This window comes from Streptomyces sp. NPDC005808 (genome assembly GCF_042871385.1).
Classification (GTDB): domain Bacteria; phylum Actinomycetota; class Actinomycetes; order Streptomycetales; family Streptomycetaceae; genus Streptomyces.
Genome location: NZ_JBIAIK010000031.1, coordinates 1 through 15,207, shown reverse-complemented (window position 1 = coordinate 15,207; position 15,207 = coordinate 1). Strand labels below are relative to the sequence as shown.

Here is a 15,207-nt window from a genome sequence, read left to right as displayed (position 1 = left end):
GTCATGCATGACACGAATGCCTGAGTATCTATGACTTGCCACCCATGTGGGTGACCAGCCGCAGCAAGGAGACGGGCCAGCCCATGAGAAGCAGCCCGACGGGCCGTCAACTCCGATTCGGCAGCGAGCTGCGCAAACTGCGCGAGCGAGCGGGCCTGAGCGCAACCCAGGCCGGTCAACTGATCGGCGCGCAGCAGAGTCAGATCAGCAACATGGAGGCCGGGCGCATCGGAGTGAGTGCTGAGCGCGTGCGGACGCTTGCCTCCCATTACAAGTGCCCGGACAAGGACCTCATCGAGGCTCTGGCCGACATGACGTCAGAGCGCAAGCGCGGCTGGTGGGAGGAGTACCGCGAGATCCTGCCCGCAGCTCTGCTGGATCTCGCCGAGGTGGAGCACCACGCCAGGCACCTGCGTACGGCGGTCACCGTGCATATCCCCGGGCTGTTCCAGACCACCGACCATGCACGCGACCTGTTCCGTCTGGTCGTACCCGAGCTCTCCCCGCCTGCGATCGAACACCGGGTGTCATTCCGCATCAAGCGCCAGACCGTCCTCTTCAGGGACGCCCCGACCCCGCAGGTGGCGATCGTCCACGAGGCTGCCCTGCGCATGCAGTTCGGCGGCCCCGCCGTGGCCAAGGCGCAGTTGCGGCACCTGCTGGACATGAGCGAACGGGACCACGTCACCCTGAAGGTGCTCCCATTCGCCGCCGGATCTTTCCCGGGCTCCGGCCAGTCGATCTTCTATTCCAACGGCCCCGTCCCTCAGCTCGACACCGTGCACCTCGACCAGTCCCACGGCCCGGTGTTCCTCGACGCCGAAGCTCAGCTACAGATGTACCGAATCCTCCTGGACCGTATGGAGTCCGTGGCCCTCGGCCCCGAGCCTTCCCGCGACTTCATCCACAAGCTGATCCACGACCTGTGAAGGAACCGAGATGCCCCATCACGACTGGCAGAAGTCGTCCTACTGCGGGTCCGGCGACTCATGCCTCCACGTCGCCGCAACCGAAGCCCGAATACACCTCACCGAATCCGGCGACCCCACCGAATCCATACTCACCGCCACCCCCGCCACCTTCCGCACCCTCCTCCACACCCTCAAGCACAAGGAACCGCACCGTGGCTGACATCCCACCGAACCTGGACTGGATCCGAGCCGCCCCGGACGACGCGACCGGACCCGGCCCCTGGATCGAACTCGCCTTCGGCGACAACGACCTGGTCTACATCCGTGAAACCAGTGACCCCACGAACATCGTCACTACTACGCAGAAGAAGTGGGACGCGTTCGTACTGGGCGTACAGGCAGGCGAGTTCGACCACTTCGTAGAGGGAGTAGAGGAACTGGAGGAAGAAAAATCCTAGGTACGACAACAACTCGCCGCACCCTGCTCACCGCGACCGCCGCAACGACCGCGCTGGCGCTCACCGGAGGCCCGGCACAAGCAGCGCCCCGTACCCGCGACACCGCCCACACCCGCCTGCGGGAACTGGAAGAACAACACGGCGCCAGGGTGGGCGCGTTCGCGTACAACCTGGGCACGAGGGCGGCCGTGGGGTACCGGGCGTCGGAGCTCTTCCCGATATGTTCGGTGTTCAAGACGCTGGCGGTCGCGGCGGTGCTGCGGGATCTCGATCACCACGGCGAGACGCTCGCCAGGCGCATCCACTACACGGCGGAGTACGTGACGGAGGCCGGCGGCGGAGCGGTGACCGTGAAGCCGGAGAACGTGGCGGCCGGCCTGACCGTCGAGGAACTGTGCGACGCGGCGATCCGTTTCAGCGACAACGCCGCCGCCAATCTCCTGCTCCACGAACTCGGCGGCCCCACGGCGGTGACCCGCTTCAGCCGGTCACTCGGGGACCCGAAGACCCGACTGGACCGCAGGGAACCGGAGTTGAACTCTGCGGAACCGGGTCGACTGGAGGACACGACCACCCCGGGTGCCATCGCCCGGACGTATGCCCGGCTCGTACTCGGCAACGCGCTGGACGACGAGGACCGTACCCGTCTGACGGGCTGGCTCCTCGGCAACACGACCGGCGGCGAACGCCTGCGCAAGGGCCTGCCCCAGGACTGGACGGTCGCCGACAAGACAGGCACGGGCCAGTACGGGACGGCCAACGACGTGGGCATCGCCTGGACCCCGGACGGCACCCCGGTCGTCGTGGCCGTGCTGACCACCAAGCCCGACCCGACGGCCACCGCGGACAACCCGCTGGTCGCGAAGACCGCCACGGTCCTGGCGAATGCCGTGAGCTGAGGCGGGCGCAGGGGCGGGGCGCTGAGGCGGGCGCAGGGGCGGGGCGCTGGGGCGGTCTGGCCGACCGTGGGTTGCACAGTTGCCGTGAGGGCCCGGGACACAGAGCGCGACACGGCGGCCTGAACCTAGGCGGACTCCGCCCCCGTGTACGCCGCCGTCGTCCGGTCCGCCGCCGCGCGCGCCCCGGCGGCCTCCGTCCCCGCCGCCACGTTCGCCTCGTACCAGCCCTCGCTGCTCAGCGTCACGAACCGCCGCCCCTCGTCGGACGCCGTCCAGGCCGCGAACTCCTGGGGGTCGACGGCGTTCCCGGAGGCCAGGTGCAGGGTGAGACCGGTGAGCCCCAGGTCCCAGCCGACGCCGACCGCGCCGGGCCCGAACTCCGCCCAGCGCTCGTCGTCGACGTGCGCGATGTGCTGGAGCTCGAAGCGGGTGCCGCCCTCCTCGGCGGGCGTCAGCCGCAGCTCGATCCAGCTCACGTCCCCGCCGTACTCCCAGGTCGCACGGAAGCTCGACGGCGGTTCGCAGCGCTCGATGGTGCCGCCCGCCTGGCCCTCGAGCTGGTACTTCCCGCCGACGCGGAGGTCGCCGGAGACCGGCAGGAACCAGCGCGGAATCCGTTCGGCGTTGGTACAGGCGTCCCAGACGTCCTCGACCGTCGAGTCGTACGTCCGGCTCATCGTGACCACACGCGCCTCGCCGGCCTCGAAATCGCGGGTGCCGACCTGCCGCCGTACGGCATTGATCTGATGGGTGACGTCGATCATGTGGCTCTCCTCCTCGGATCCGCCTGCTCACCGTCGCCGGGCTCGCTGCTGAGCCGACGCTCACGCTTGCCCCGCGCCAACTCCGTGGCCAGGGCGTCCAGATGGGGCGTCCAGAAGCGGCGAAACCGCTCCAGCCACGCGTCGACGTCCCGCAACGGCTCCGAGTTCACCGCGTAGAGCCGACGGGCCCCCTGCGGCCGTACCGTCGCGAAACCGTTCTCCCGCAGCACCTTCAGGTGTTGCGAGACCCCCGGCTGCGATATCCCGAACTCCACCGTGATGACCTCACACACCGCGCCGGAGCTCATCTCACCGTCGGCGAGCAGCTCCAGGATGCGGCGGCGTACGGGGTCACCGAGAACGTCGAATGCATGCACGCCCTCAATATATCACCCATTGCTTATATAAGCGTGCAGCGATAGACCGCAACCGATGCGGCACACGTACGCCCTCCATGCCCTCCATGACTTTCCTGTGAGCCGAGTCAAGCCGCCGTCAGCTTCCGGCCATCCAGGCGCCATCGGGCGGTAAGCCGACAGCCTTGGTTCAGTAAGGCGGAAGTCAGGATTCCAGAAGCCTCTTGTTGTCACGTACTCAACAAGGGATGGTCATCCGCGGGCCGATCAAGCCCACCGCCGGGGACACCGGACCGGCGGCGCACCGCACCCGCACCGCCCCTGTCAACCAGTCTCAGGAGGCTGTCCGTTGCTTACCGAATCCCCTCAAAGACCCGCCATACGTGGCAAATTGCGCCGCCTGGGCGCCGCAGCCCTCGGCACCGCGGCCCTCGTCCTCGTCGGCTTCGGCCCCGCCGCCCCCGCGAACGCCGCCCCGGCCGACGCGGCCAGATCCACCCCGGCCGTCGCCGCCAAGTCCGCCTCTCCCTCCGTGACTTGGACCCGCGCCTGCGCCACTCCCGCCAAAGGCCAGATGGCTTGTAAGGCACTCCGCGTCACCGGCGGCACGACCGCGTTCCAGAAGGAACAGGCCGCCCGCACGGACTCCGTCACCCCCGACGCCGCGGACGCGTCGACCCCCTCCGGCTACGGGCCCAGTGACCTCCAGAGCGCGTACGGCCTGACCTCCGCCGCCGCCTCCAACGGCTCGGGCAGGACCATCGCGATCGTCGACGCGTACAACGACCCGAACGCCGAGGCGGACCTCGCCAAGTACCGGACGTACTACGGCCTCTCGGCATGCACCACCGCCAACGGCTGCTTCAAGAAGGTCAGCCAGACAGGCTCCACGACCTCCCTTCCCACCAGTGACGCGGGCTGGTCCGAGGAGATCTCCCTCGACCTGGACATGGCGAGCGCCATCTGCCCGAACTGCAGCATCCTGCTCGTCGAGGCCACCTCCGCCTCCATGACCAACCTCGGCAAGGCGGTGAACGAAGCGGTCACCCTGGGCGCGAAGTACGTCTCCAACAGCTACGGCGGCTCCGAGTCCTCCTCCGACTCGACGTACGACACCTCGTACTTCAAGCACACGGGCGTCGCCATCACCGTCAGCGCGGGCGACGCCGGCTACGGCGCCGAGTACCCGGCGGCCTCCCAGTACGTGACCGCCGTCGGCGGCACCGCCCTCTCCGCAAGCTCCACCAGCCGCGGCTGGAGCGAGAGCGTGTGGGAGACCAGCAGCACCGAGGGCACCGGCTCCGGCTGCTCCGCGTACGACGCCAAGCCGACCTGGCAGACCGACACGGGCTGCACGAAGCGCGCCATCGCCGACGTCTCGGCCGTCGCCGACCCGGCGACCGGCGTCTCGGTCTACGACTCCTACGGCATCACGGCCGGCTGGTACACCTTCGGCGGCACCAGCGCCTCCGCCCCGATCATCGCGGGCGTCTACGCGCTCGCCGGCACCCCCTCGACCGGCTCCTACCCGGCGAAGTTCCCGTACACGGCGGCCGGCACCTCGGCCCTCAACGACGTGACCAGCGGCACCAACGGCAGCTGCTCCTCCAGCTACCTCTGCACCGCGAAGTCGGGCTACGACGGGCCGACCGGCGTCGGCACCCCGGAGGGAGTCGCGGCCTTCACGGGCTGACCTCCGGGCAACAGAAGCCGCCGGCACAGGAACGTGGGGTCCACCGGCGGCACAGCAGAACGGGCCGCGGCTACCAGCCGCGGCCCGTTTCCGCGTCCCGCAACAACCCGGGATAGCCTTCGGGCTGACGGCCGCTCGGCCACACCCCGCGGACGCGCGACCGTCCGCAGGTCATGAGTAGGGGTTAACGACGGAACCACACCACAGGTTCCGCACCGAATTCATTGCTCGGCGTAACCGGTCGTGATACACAGAGTGACCATACGATCCTTCGCATACCGTCCCACACACCCCGTAAGGGATCCCGTGTGGGCCGTCGGCGAGGGAACGGCAAGGGATTCGTAGGAAACTCGCCAATCAATGACGCCAAGTCGACATCCGACAGCGCCAACGTCAGCGAGAATGGGCCCGACCTCTGCGCACAGGGCAGAGGGTGCAGAACTACCCACTAGGGGCGGTGACTTACATGCATTTCGCAGCCGAAAAGGGCGACATCACCACAATTATCGGCGGGATCGCTCCGGACTGGGGTCCCTTCGGCAGCCTGGGCAACGAAGCCAAGACGATGGTCCAGGTTGTGATGGCGGTCGCCATCATGCTCTGCCTCGGGATCGCGATCTGGGGCGCGGCCAAGCAGCGCATCGGCGCGACGGCCCTCCGGGACACCTTCAGCGCCGAACAGGGCAAAGGCCTCATCATCGCGGGCCTCACCGGTGTCTTCATCATCGGATCCCTCGGCACGCTGTTCACCATCGTGTACGGCATGGCCGTCTAGGGCGGGCCGGGCACGCCCGGATCCTCTCCCCCTCCCTCCGACCCACCCGTCCGTCGTGCCCACCGGCTGAGGTTGCGTTTCCCTGATGTCGAGTCACCACACCGCGCCCGCGCGGAAACCAGCACGGCTACCGTCGTACTACGCGGTCCAGCGGTTCAGCGAGAGGTTGAGGGGGCGCACCCGGCATGAGTCACGGTGACGAACCCGGATACGGCGACGGCTCTCGCGGCGAGGACGGCGGATACGGCGGCTCCGGCCAGACCCGGACGCACCTGCCCGGCGGTGGCGGCGACGTGTACGGCGGTGCCCGCCGCGGGCGGTCCTCCTCGCGGAGCCTGATCACGGTCGTCGGCGTGGTCGTCCTCCTCATCGCCGCGATCGCCTTCGCGAACCGCGGAGACGACGGCTCCTCCTCCGGGACCGGGGGCACCGACAACGCCCAGACTTCACCCACCGCTCCTTCGGGGGAGCGGCCGGTGGGGTCGAAGGTCTCGGGGATTCCTTCGGGGTTTGCGCACAGCGCGGTGGGGGCGGAGAGCGCTGCGGCGAACTACGCGGTGGCGCTGGGCTCCACCGGCATGTTCAACAAGGACAGCCGGCACGACATCGTCAGCACCATCTATACGTCTGCTGCAGCCGGCCAGCTCCAGAGCCCGATGGACGCCGCCTACTCGGCGGACTTCCTCAGCAAGCTGGGTCTCGACGCCAACGGCAATCCGCCGGCCGGCAGCACGTTCGTGTCACGAACGGTCCCGGTGGGCACCAAGGCCGAGCAGTACAGCGACAGCGCCGCCAAGGTCTCGGTCTGGTACATGGGGCTCATCGGGATGTCCGGAGAAATCTCGACCGACCCCGTCACCTCGACCTGGAAGACATGGACCTTCGACCTCCAGTGGGACAACGACGACTGGAAGATCGTGACGGACTCCCAGACGGACGGGCCCGCCCCCGTCCCCGGCGACGACAAGGCCGCCACCTCCGACGAGATCAGCAAGGCCATCGAGGAGTACGGAGGGTTCACGTATGCCCGGTAGCCGCAGCCGCGTTCTCAAGCTCACAACCGTCGTAGCCGTCGTTCAGACCTCGGCCGTCCTGATGGCCACTCGTGCCTTCGCGGCGCCGACCCCGACCCCGACCCCGAACGACCCCTGCGGCCTGCTGATCGGCCCCGCCAAGAAGTACTGCGAAGAGGACAGCAGCGGCACCGGCGGAGGGGGGACCACCTCCCTCCCCACCACCCTCGACCCCCTCTCCTCCCTCGCCCAGGGCTGCGCCGACGCCGCCTCCTGGACCATCGACAAGCTCAGCGCGGCCGTCAACGAAACCGCGACCGTCGACTTCACGAACCAGGCGTTCCGCCAGCAGTACGCGGTGGTCTTCGCGGCGTCGACAATCCTGACCCTGGTCCTGTGGCTGCTGGCCGTGTCGAAGAGGGCGGTGCGAGGCGTCCCGCTCACCACCGCGCTCGGGGAAGCGGTCGGGTTCCTGTGGCTGACGGTGCTGGCGTCGGCGTTCACCCCGCTGATCCTCTACACGGTCGTCTCGGCGACGGACGGCGTCACGGAGGTCCTGGCGGCGACGACGGGCAACCAGACGGACACGTTCTTCGGGAACTTCTCCGAGGCGCTGGCCAAGGGCCAGGACATCGGCGGCGGACCGATCATGCTGATCATCGTCTCGATGGTGTCGATCCTGGCGGCCGGCGTCCTGTATCTGGAACTGGTCATCAGGGCCGCTCTCCTCTACGTGGGCGCCCTGCTGGGCGTCGTCGTGTACGCGGGCCTCGTCGACAAGAACCTGTGGGGCCACGTCCGCCGCTGGGCGGGCATCATGATCGCGGTCATCCTGGTCAAACCGGTGATCGTGATAGTGCTGGGCCTGGCCGGCGCACTGTCCACCTCCGATGGCCCGGACGCGTTCTCCGCCGTCGTCTCGGGCCTGGCGATCATCCTGCTCGCCATCTTCGCGAGCGCGATGATCTACCGCTTCGTACCGGGCTTCGGCGACGATATCGCCAACTCCCGCAACAACCGCATCATGCAGAGCGCCGAGGGCAAGGCCGCCGCCGTCATGAGCTCCCCGGCCACCCTGGTCGCCCAGGGCATCAAAACCCACAGCACCCGCGTCGACAACGGCGGCGGTGGAGGTGGCCAAGGCGGCAACAGCCAGCCCCGCCCCGCCAACCCCGTCTCCGGCGGCGTGGCCGCACACAGCACCCGTGCGTCGAACGGAGGCGGCGGATCCGTCCCCTCCGCCACCCCCGCACCCCGTACGAGCCCGACGAGCACTCCGCACGCCCGCAACAACCGCACGGGAGGTGAAGGGCGTTGACGACCGAGTCCCACGTGTCCCACATGGTCACGCCCCGCCGTACATATCTGATCGGCCGCGCCCGGCCGAACGCGATCGTCGGCCGGAACCGTGAGTCCGGCGAGATCGTACTGATCATCGCGGGCGCGTTCCTGGGCATGATGTGCGGCTTGCTCGTCCCGGTGCTGTCCGTGCGGATCGTGCTGCTGATGGGCTTCCCGCTGGTGGCCATCGCCGCGGTGTACGTCCCCTACAAGCGCCGCACGTTCTACAAGTGGTTCGAGATCAACCGCAGTTACAAGCGGAGCCTGCGCCAGGGAACGGCGTACCGCAGCAGTGTCATGGAGGCCGGTACCCGCATCGACGGCCGCGAGGTCGAGGTCGGGCCGCCGCCCGGCATCGGGCGGATCAACTGGCTCGCGGCACCCTTCGGCCCCGACGAGATCGCCGTACTCCTGCACGCCGACCGCCGCACGGTCACCGCCGCGATCGAGATCGAGGGCCCGGGCGTCGGCCTGCGTGACTCCGAGGACCAGGAGGCCCTGGTCGACCGCTTCGGCACCCTCCTCAAGCACGTGGCGAACGGCGACGGCTTCGTCACCCGCATCCAGATGCTCGCCCGCACCCTCCCCGCGGACCCGGACGCACACGCCAAGGACGTCTCCGTACGCGGCGACGAACACGCCCCCAGCTGGCTGCAGCAGTCGTACGACCAGCTCCAGTCCATGGTGTCGACGAGCAGCGAGCAGCACCGCGCCTACCTCGTCGCGTGCATGCACTTCAACCGCGAACTGGCCGCCGAGGCACACGCGATGGCACGCGCGGCGCGCCCGCAGGGCGGCCGCAAGCTGGACCGCGACGCGGGCCTGGCCGTCGTCATGGCGCGCGAGCTGACCGACATCTGCTCCCGCCTCCAGGAAGCCGACATCCGCGTACGGCAGCCGCTGGGCCAGGGCCGGCTCTCCTCCCTCGTCCACTCCATGTACGACCCGGACCACCCCATCGACCACATCCAGGCGATGACGAAGCGCAACGCCTGGCCCGCCGAGCTCGACGCCATGGAGCCCACCTACCTCCAGGCCAAGACCCGCGAGTCCTCCACCCGTGCGCCCTGGTGCCACTCCACGGCCTGGGTGAAGGAGTGGCCGATGACACCGGTCGGCGTCAACTTCCTTGCCCCGCTGCTCGTCCACACCCCGGACGTCATCCGGACCGTGGCCGTCACGATGGACCTCGAACCCACCGAGATCGCCATCGAGCGGATGCTGACCGAGAAGACGAACGACGACGCCGAGGCCAGCCGCGCCGCCAAGATGAACCGCACCGTCGACCCACGCGACGTCGCCGCCCACGGGCGCATGGACCAGCGCGGCGAGGACCTCGCGAGCGGCGCGGCGGGCGTGAACCTCGTCGGCTACATCACGGTCAGCTCCCGCTCCCCCGAGGCCCTCGCCCGGGACAAGCGGACGATCCGCGCCTCGGCCGGCAAGTCGTACCTGAAGCTGGAGTGGTGCGACCGCGAACACCACCGGGCCTTCGTCAACACGTTGCCGTTCGCCACCGGAATCCGCAGGTAGGGGCTGATGTTCTGATGGGGCTGATGCTCTGATGCGGGATCCGCTGTCCACGGCGACCGACGCCTTCACGTCCTTCCTCTTCGGCAAGATCGAGACGACCCGGCTCCCGGTCCGCACATCCACCGGCCAGGCCCAGGCGGTCTATCTGCCGACCGCCGCCCCGGGTCTCGGCGACTCGGGCGTCATCATCGGCCGCGAAGTGTACTCCGGAAAGGGCTACATCTACGACCCCTTCCAGCTGTACGGGCAGCAACTCCCGGCACCGCACTGGCTGGTGCTCGGCGAGTCCGGCAACGGCAAGTCGGCGCTGGAGAAGACGTACGTCCTGCGGCAGTTGCGCTTCCGCGACCGGCAGGTCGTGGTGCTCGACGCGCAGGGCGAGGACGGCGTCGGCGAGTGGAACCTCATCGCCGAGGAGCTGGGAATAACTCCCATCCGGCTGGACCCCACCGCCGCCCTGGACATGGGGATCCGGCTCAACCCGCTCGACCCGGCGATCACCACGACCGGACAGCTCGCGCTGCTCCGGACCATCATCGAGGTCGCCCTCGGCCACGGCCTCGACGAACGCTCCGGCTTCGCGCTCAAGGTCGCGCACGCCTACGTGAACGAGACGATCGTCGAACGCCAGCCGGTCCTCATGGACATCGTGGAGCAACTGCGCCACCCCGAACCGGAGTCGGCCGAGGCGATGAACGTCGCCATAGACGACGTACGGGCCTGGGGCCTGGACGTGGCCCTGGTCATCGACCGGCTGGTGGACGGCGACCTGCGGGGCATGTTCGACGGGCCGACGACGGTGGGCATCGATCTGGACGCCCCGCTCATCGTGTTCGACCTGTCCCACATCGACCGGAACTCCATCGCCATGCCGATCCTGATGGCGATCGTGGGTGTGTGGCTGGAGCACACCTGGATCCGCCCCGACCGGAAGAAGCGCATCTTCCTGGTCGAGGAGGCCTGGCACATCATCAACAGCCCCTTCGTGGCCCAGCTCTTCCAGCGCCTGCTGAAGTTCGGACGCCGGCTGGGTCTGTCCTTCGTCGCGGTCGTCCACCACCTGTCCGACGTCGTGGACGGGGCGGCGGCGAAGGAGGCCGCCGCAATCCTGAAGATGGCGTCGACGCGAACGATCTACGCCCAGAAGGCGGACGAGGCGAGGGCGACCGGGCGGGTGCTCGGCCTGCCCCGGTGGGCGGTGGAAATCATCCCGACCCTCACCCCCGGCATCGCGGTCTGGGACGTCAACGGCAACGTGCAGGTGGTCAAACACCTGATCACCGAGACCGAACGCCCCCTCGTCTTCACCGACCGCGCGATGACCCAGACCTCCGCCGAACTCATCGCCGACGACGCGCTGCACGCCGCGGAACTGGAGGCGGAGGAGCGGGCGGCAGCCTTCATGGAACAGCACCTCAGCGATCTCGACGGTTCGTCCGAGTCCACGGTGGCGTGAGAACGGCGGCATGAGGACGGTGACGTGAGATGAGACGGGAAGAGCGCGGGCACGGGCACGGCGAGGAACGGGGCGTCCCCGACGGGTTGCTGGTCGGGGTGCTGGCCTTCCTGCTCGGCATGACGATGATGGTGTGGACGTCCACGGGGTTCGCCGGATTGTTCTCCCGGGGGTCATGGCCGAACGCCGTCACCTTCGCGCATACGCCACTGGCCATGCGGCACCTCATCGGGGAACCGCACGACCTGACGGGTGCCTGGCCGGCCACGCCCGCCGATCAGTTGTCGGGGTGGGGACTGTTCTGGGGCCTGTTCATCGGGCAGTTGCTGCTGCTGGTGGTGCTGACGGTGTTCGTGATCGGAACGGTGGCGAGGTGGCGGGCGGGGAGAGTGAGGCGCGGGGTGAAGGCGGGGTTGTCGACGGCTCCCTTTGCAGCGGAGGGCGAACGGGCGGGTGGGCGGGAAACTTTTCGGGCCGAAACCACGACGCACGAGCAGCCGCCGACGCATGAGCAACCACGGCCGACAATGGCTCCTTTGGCAGCAGAGGGTGAACGGGCGGGCGGGCGGGAAATCTCCGCGGCACCCACAACGCAAGGGCACCCACTGACGGTCGCGGCGCAGCCGCTGGAACAGGGCGAACGGGCGGGCGGGCGGGAAATCCCCCCGCAAAAACCACCCCGCCCCGTCCGACTCGGCCCCGCCGAGACCCGCCACCCCCAAGCCGTCCAGGCGATCCAGGACGCAGAGGGCCCCGCCATGGTGGTCACCTCGAACCCCCGAACCTGGTCGGACACCAAGGACGCCAGAGCCAAGCTCGGTCCAGTCCTCCTCTACAACCCCGCGCACCTGTGCGACACCCCGGCCCGCCTCCACTGGTCCCCCTCCACCGGCTGCGAGGACAAGGCCACCGCAGCGGCAAGAGCGGTGGCCCTACTCGCCCCCGTACGCCCCACCGCCAAGGTGGACCAGCCCATGGCAGACGTAGCGGAAACGCTCCTGCGCAGCTACCTGCACGCCGCCGCGGTGGAGGGCAAACCTTTCCGCCACGTCCACCGCTGGTCCCAGGGCATGCAGGTACAGGACGCGGTACGAGCCCTCCGCACCAACCCCAAAGCCGCATCCGGCGCCGCAGGCGAACTGGAAGCGGTCCTCACCTCGCATTCCGAACGCCGAGACATCGCCCAGGAGTTGACGGCCCGCGCCCTCTCCGCCCTCTCCACGGTCAACGTCCGCGAATCCTGCACCCCGAACCGAAGTGACACCCTCACTCTGGATTCTTTCGTGAACGAAGGGGGCACGCTCTATGTGGTCGGTGAACCCATCGAGGACCCCAGAGCGAATCCAGGCGCGATGCCGCTCCTGACGGCCCTCGCCTCAAGCGTGGTCGAGCGCGGCCGGGGCATGGCCGAACGGTCATCTTCCGGTCGCCTCGACCCACCACTCACCCTCGTCCTGGACGACGTGGCGGCCGTGGCCCCCCTCCCCCAACTGCCGGACCTCCTGTCCACCGGAGCGACCCGGGGCCTCCCGACCCTGGCTCTCCTCCGCTCCCAGGAGCAGGCCCGGTCCCGCTGGCCGCAGTACGACCTCCCGCTCTAGGACCTGTCCTGGCCGCTAGGACGGATTCTGGCTGCGGCTCTCCGCGGGCGGAGCGATCACGAACTCCAGATCCTGATCCCCCGGACGCCCCGGCGTCGGCACGATCAGCCCGCTCGGCAGGAACCCCGCCTTGCGATAGAACGCCTCGGCACGCCCGTTCTTCTCGTGCACGAACAGCCGTACGCGCTCAAGTCCGCTCTCCCAGGCCCACTCCAGGGCGGCATCGAAGAGCGCGCCGGTCACCCCGGCTCCACTTCCCCGGTGCTCGGGCCGCACATACACCGCCACCAGATGCCCCTGGCGCCGCTCGATCACGCTCCCGAAAACATCCCGCTCCCCGGCCTCCTCGACCAGTACTGCCACGGATCCGTCCCACACCCCGCCCTGGCCCACGGCCACGAACTGCCGCCGCTCGGCCCTCCCCTCGGCGGCCCCGGCCGCCCGCTCCCGCCAGAACGCATCGGGCCTGGCCGCGGCCTCCTCGTACGTCTCCAGGAACGCGAGATGAGCGACGGGGTCCTGCAGCGAAGTGAGCCGCAGCGCCTTCACCTCGGCCCACTCGTCGGAACGTATGGAACGAATCACGTGGTTCATGAAAACCACGGTATTACCTGCCTACGACAGCGCCCACCGGATATCCACCCTGCCGACACCCACTGTCAGGGCCCCCGTCATGATCGTCCCCATAGGACGTCAGACTGACGTCTGAGCCCACGAGCACCCGCCCCCGACTCTCCATGGAGAAGCGCCGCATGCCCAAGGTCCAACTCGACGAACTCCGCAACGTGATCCACCCTCCGGGCAAGCTGGACAGCAGGGCGGAACACTGGGCCGGCCGCCTCTACATGCGCGCCGTGTCCCTCCGGGTGACCCGCCTCATGCTCGGCACCCGCGTCTCACCGAACCAGATCACCGTGGTGATGGTGTTCGCGGGAGTTCTCTCCGGGGTGGCTCTGCTCCTGCCGGGCCTGGGCGGCGCCGTACTCTCCGTCCTGTTCATGCAGCTCTACCTCCTGCTCGACTGCGTGGACGGCGAAGTGGCCCGCTGGCGCAAGCAGTTCAGCCCGCTGGGCGTCTACCTGGACCGCCTCGGCGCCTACCTCGCCGACGCAGCGGTCATGGTCGGCATGGGCCTGCGCGCCTCCGAACTCGGCCTGGACCCCTACCTGGTGGCCGGCCTGGCAGCAGCGATCGGCGTCCTGCTCCTCAAGTCGTCCTCCGACCTGGTCCACGTGGCCCGCTCGGACAGCGGCCTGCAAAAGGCCACCGACCAGTCCGTGGTCCCCCGCTCCACCGGCCTGGCCCGAGTACGCCGCCTGGCCTCCTCCGTCCAGCTCCACCGCCTGTGCAACGGCATCGAGGCGACCATCCTGCTCCTCGTGACCGCGATCGTGGACACGGCACTAGGCGACCTGACAGCAACGAAGATCGCCACAGTCGCCATCACCACGATCGTCTGGCTGCTCGTCCCGGCCCACATCGTCTCGATCGTCTCGTCCTCCCGCCTCAAGTAGCCACCCGCAGCCCCCGTACCGGGGTACAAGCCGTACCCCGGCATTACCACCGCCGAGACATCCCGCCACGGCACCACACGGCCATGGTCCCTCTCCGTGACTACGGGTACAGCTTCTCGCCCTTCGCCAGCATCGCTACGTACTTCTCGATCCGGCGCGCCCGGGTCTCGGTCTTCTTGGCGTCCTGGACCCGGTAAAGGATCGCGTAGCGGTTCTGCCGGTCCAGTGTCTCGAAGAACTCCGCCGCGGCCGGGTCGGCGGTCAGGGCCGCCCTGAGGTCGTCCGGCACCGTGGCGGTCTTCGCGCCGTCGTAGGCCGCCTGCCAGCGGCCGTCTGCCTTGGCGCGGTCAACCTCGGCCTGCCCCGGCGGATGCATCCGGCCCTGCTCGATCAGGGCGGCCACCTTGTCCCGGTTGGCCTTGGACCACTTGCTGCGCGGCTTGCGCGGGGTGAACCGCTGGAGCCACCACTGATCGTCGAACTTGGCCTTCTGGCCGTCGATCCACCCGTAGCAGAGTGCCACGTCGAGCGCCTGGGCGTAGTCCAGCGCGGCGATTCCGGGACCCTTCTTGCGAAGCTTGAGCCAGATACCCGGCGAGACGGCGTGGTTCTCGCCGAGCCATGCCTGGAAAGTCTCGGCGGATTCGAATGCGACGATCTCCAAGTCCTGAGTCACCTCAGTAGCGAACCACACCCGGCCGATTGTCATGACGCATTCGGGCACGGCCCCCGGACCCAGGATGCCTGAGGACCTGCGTGATCATCTCTGTTCGGCAAAACACATCCCGAAAAGCGCATCCTGAAAACAAAAAAGCTCCGGCTCTTGGACGATAAGTCCAAGAGCCGGAGCTCTAAAGATAGTTCGGCGGCGTCCTACTCTCCCACAGGGTCCC

Annotated in this window: 16 protein-coding genes; 12 read left to right on the top strand and 4 right to left on the bottom strand. The window is 68.6% G+C overall.

The features are described from left to right. The first annotated feature begins 83 nt into the window (after positions 1 to 83). The 4 genes from ACFYPC_RS36465 to bla are packed head-to-tail and all read left to right on the top strand — an operon-like array spanning position 84 to position 2,268. The gene (locus ACFYPC_RS36465; protein ID WP_391891635.1) at positions 84 to 929 is read left to right on the top strand and encodes a helix-turn-helix domain-containing protein; all 846 of its coding nucleotides are present in this window, start codon (positions 84 to 86) and stop codon (positions 927 to 929) included. A gap of 10 nt (positions 930 to 939) precedes the next feature. Next, entirely contained in the window at positions 940 to 1,131 is a 192-nt protein-coding gene (locus tag ACFYPC_RS36460) for a DUF397 domain-containing protein (protein ID WP_391891634.1), read from the top strand. Then, complete coding sequence (locus ACFYPC_RS36455) at positions 1,124 to 1,369, top strand: DUF397 domain-containing protein (protein ID WP_384380980.1); 246 nt, start codon at positions 1,124 to 1,126, stop codon at positions 1,367 to 1,369. The genes ACFYPC_RS36460 and ACFYPC_RS36455 overlap by 8 nt, the downstream gene beginning before the upstream one ends. Beyond that, on the top strand, positions 1,282 to 2,268 hold the full coding sequence (gene bla, locus ACFYPC_RS36450; protein ID WP_391891633.1) for a class A beta-lactamase: 987 nt from the start codon (positions 1,282 to 1,284) through the stop codon (positions 2,266 to 2,268). The genes ACFYPC_RS36455 and bla overlap by 88 nt, the downstream gene beginning before the upstream one ends. Positions 2,269 to 2,393: 125 nt before the next feature. Here the strand turns inward: bla and ACFYPC_RS36445 are convergent, their stop codons facing one another. Beyond that, a complete protein-coding gene (locus tag ACFYPC_RS36445; RefSeq protein WP_391891632.1) occupies positions 2,394 to 3,032 on the bottom strand; it encodes an SRPBCC family protein in 639 nt (212 codons plus the stop codon). Further along, complete coding sequence (locus tag ACFYPC_RS36440; protein WP_391891631.1) at positions 3,029 to 3,409, bottom strand: ArsR/SmtB family transcription factor; 381 nt, start codon at positions 3,407 to 3,409, stop codon at positions 3,029 to 3,031. Before ACFYPC_RS36440 ends, ACFYPC_RS36445 begins: the two co-directional genes overlap by 4 nt. Before the next feature lie 370 nt (positions 3,410 to 3,779). Between ACFYPC_RS36440 and ACFYPC_RS36435 the strand changes: the two genes are divergently transcribed. The 7 genes from ACFYPC_RS36435 to ACFYPC_RS36405 all read left to right on the top strand — a co-directional run bounded on the left by ACFYPC_RS36435 (position 3,780) and on the right by ACFYPC_RS36405 (position 12,800). After that, on the top strand, positions 3,780 to 5,081 hold the full coding sequence (locus ACFYPC_RS36435) for a peptidase S8 (protein ID WP_391891630.1): 1,302 nt from the start codon (positions 3,780 to 3,782) through the stop codon (positions 5,079 to 5,081). A 466-nt stretch (positions 5,082 to 5,547) separates the two neighbouring features. After that, positions 5,548 to 5,856, top strand: a complete 309-nt coding sequence (locus ACFYPC_RS36430) for a hypothetical protein (RefSeq protein ID WP_391891629.1) — start codon at positions 5,548 to 5,550, stop codon at positions 5,854 to 5,856. 185 nt (positions 5,857 to 6,041) lie between these two features. Continuing rightward, a complete protein-coding gene (locus ACFYPC_RS36425; RefSeq protein WP_391891628.1) occupies positions 6,042 to 6,890 on the top strand; it encodes a hypothetical protein in 849 nt (282 codons plus the stop codon). Next, positions 6,880 to 8,187 (top strand): hypothetical protein, encoded by a 1,308-nt coding sequence (locus tag ACFYPC_RS36420; protein ID WP_391891627.1) that lies wholly within the window; start codon positions 6,880 to 6,882, stop codon positions 8,185 to 8,187. Before ACFYPC_RS36425 ends, ACFYPC_RS36420 begins: the two co-directional genes overlap by 11 nt. Continuing rightward, positions 8,184 to 9,743: an SCO6880 family protein gene (locus ACFYPC_RS36415; RefSeq protein ID WP_391891626.1), complete on the top strand. Its 1,560-nt coding sequence runs from the start codon at positions 8,184 to 8,186 to the stop codon at positions 9,741 to 9,743. The genes ACFYPC_RS36420 and ACFYPC_RS36415 overlap by 4 nt, the downstream gene beginning before the upstream one ends. Positions 9,744 to 9,774: 31 nt before the next feature. Then, positions 9,775 to 11,199, top strand: coding sequence for an ATP-binding protein (locus ACFYPC_RS36410; RefSeq protein ID WP_384381001.1), 1,425 nt, complete (start codon positions 9,775 to 9,777; stop codon positions 11,197 to 11,199). 29 nt (positions 11,200 to 11,228) lie between these two features. After that, positions 11,229 to 12,800: a type IV secretory system conjugative DNA transfer family protein gene (locus ACFYPC_RS36405; protein WP_391891625.1), complete on the top strand. Its 1,572-nt coding sequence runs from the start codon at positions 11,229 to 11,231 to the stop codon at positions 12,798 to 12,800. 15 nt (positions 12,801 to 12,815) lie between these two features. On the opposite strand, the gene ACFYPC_RS36400 is transcribed toward ACFYPC_RS36405, so the two are convergent. After that, positions 12,816 to 13,394, bottom strand: a complete 579-nt coding sequence (locus tag ACFYPC_RS36400; protein WP_391891624.1) for a GNAT family N-acetyltransferase — start codon at positions 13,392 to 13,394, stop codon at positions 12,816 to 12,818. A 158-nt stretch (positions 13,395 to 13,552) separates the two neighbouring features. Between ACFYPC_RS36400 and ACFYPC_RS36395 the strand changes: the two genes are divergently transcribed. Next, entirely contained in the window at positions 13,553 to 14,314 is a 762-nt protein-coding gene (locus ACFYPC_RS36395) for a CDP-alcohol phosphatidyltransferase family protein (protein ID WP_391891623.1), read from the top strand. Between the two features lie 100 nt (positions 14,315 to 14,414). Here the strand turns inward: ACFYPC_RS36395 and ACFYPC_RS36390 are convergent, their stop codons facing one another. Next, positions 14,415 to 15,023 (bottom strand): YdeI family protein, encoded by a 609-nt coding sequence (locus ACFYPC_RS36390; RefSeq protein ID WP_391891622.1) that lies wholly within the window; start codon positions 15,021 to 15,023, stop codon positions 14,415 to 14,417. Positions 15,024 to 15,207: the final 184 nt, after the last annotated feature.

Coding starts and splice junctions, on each gene's coding strand:
- ACFYPC_RS36465 (WP_391891635.1), top strand. CDS start 84: ATGAGAAGCAGCCCGACGGGCCGTCAACTCCGATTCGGCAGCGAGCTG.
- ACFYPC_RS36460 (WP_391891634.1), top strand. CDS start 940: ATGCCCCATCACGACTGGCAGAAGTCGTCCTACTGCGGGTCCGGCGAC.
- ACFYPC_RS36445 (WP_391891632.1), bottom strand. CDS start 3,032: ATGATCGACGTCACCCATCAGATCAATGCCGTACGGCGGCAGGTCGGC.
- ACFYPC_RS36430 (WP_391891629.1), top strand. CDS start 5,548: ATGCATTTCGCAGCCGAAAAGGGCGACATCACCACAATTATCGGCGGG.
- ACFYPC_RS36425 (WP_391891628.1), top strand. CDS start 6,042: ATGAGTCACGGTGACGAACCCGGATACGGCGACGGCTCTCGCGGCGAG.
- ACFYPC_RS36420 (WP_391891627.1), top strand. CDS start 6,880: ATGCCCGGTAGCCGCAGCCGCGTTCTCAAGCTCACAACCGTCGTAGCC.
- ACFYPC_RS36410 (WP_384381001.1), top strand. CDS start 9,775: ATGCGGGATCCGCTGTCCACGGCGACCGACGCCTTCACGTCCTTCCTC.
- ACFYPC_RS36405 (WP_391891625.1), top strand. CDS start 11,229: ATGAGACGGGAAGAGCGCGGGCACGGGCACGGCGAGGAACGGGGCGTC.
- ACFYPC_RS36400 (WP_391891624.1), bottom strand. CDS start 13,394: ATGAACCACGTGATTCGTTCCATACGTTCCGACGAGTGGGCCGAGGTG.
- ACFYPC_RS36395 (WP_391891623.1), top strand. CDS start 13,553: ATGCCCAAGGTCCAACTCGACGAACTCCGCAACGTGATCCACCCTCCG.
- ACFYPC_RS36390 (WP_391891622.1), bottom strand. CDS start 15,023: ATGACAATCGGCCGGGTGTGGTTCGCTACTGAGGTGACTCAGGACTTG.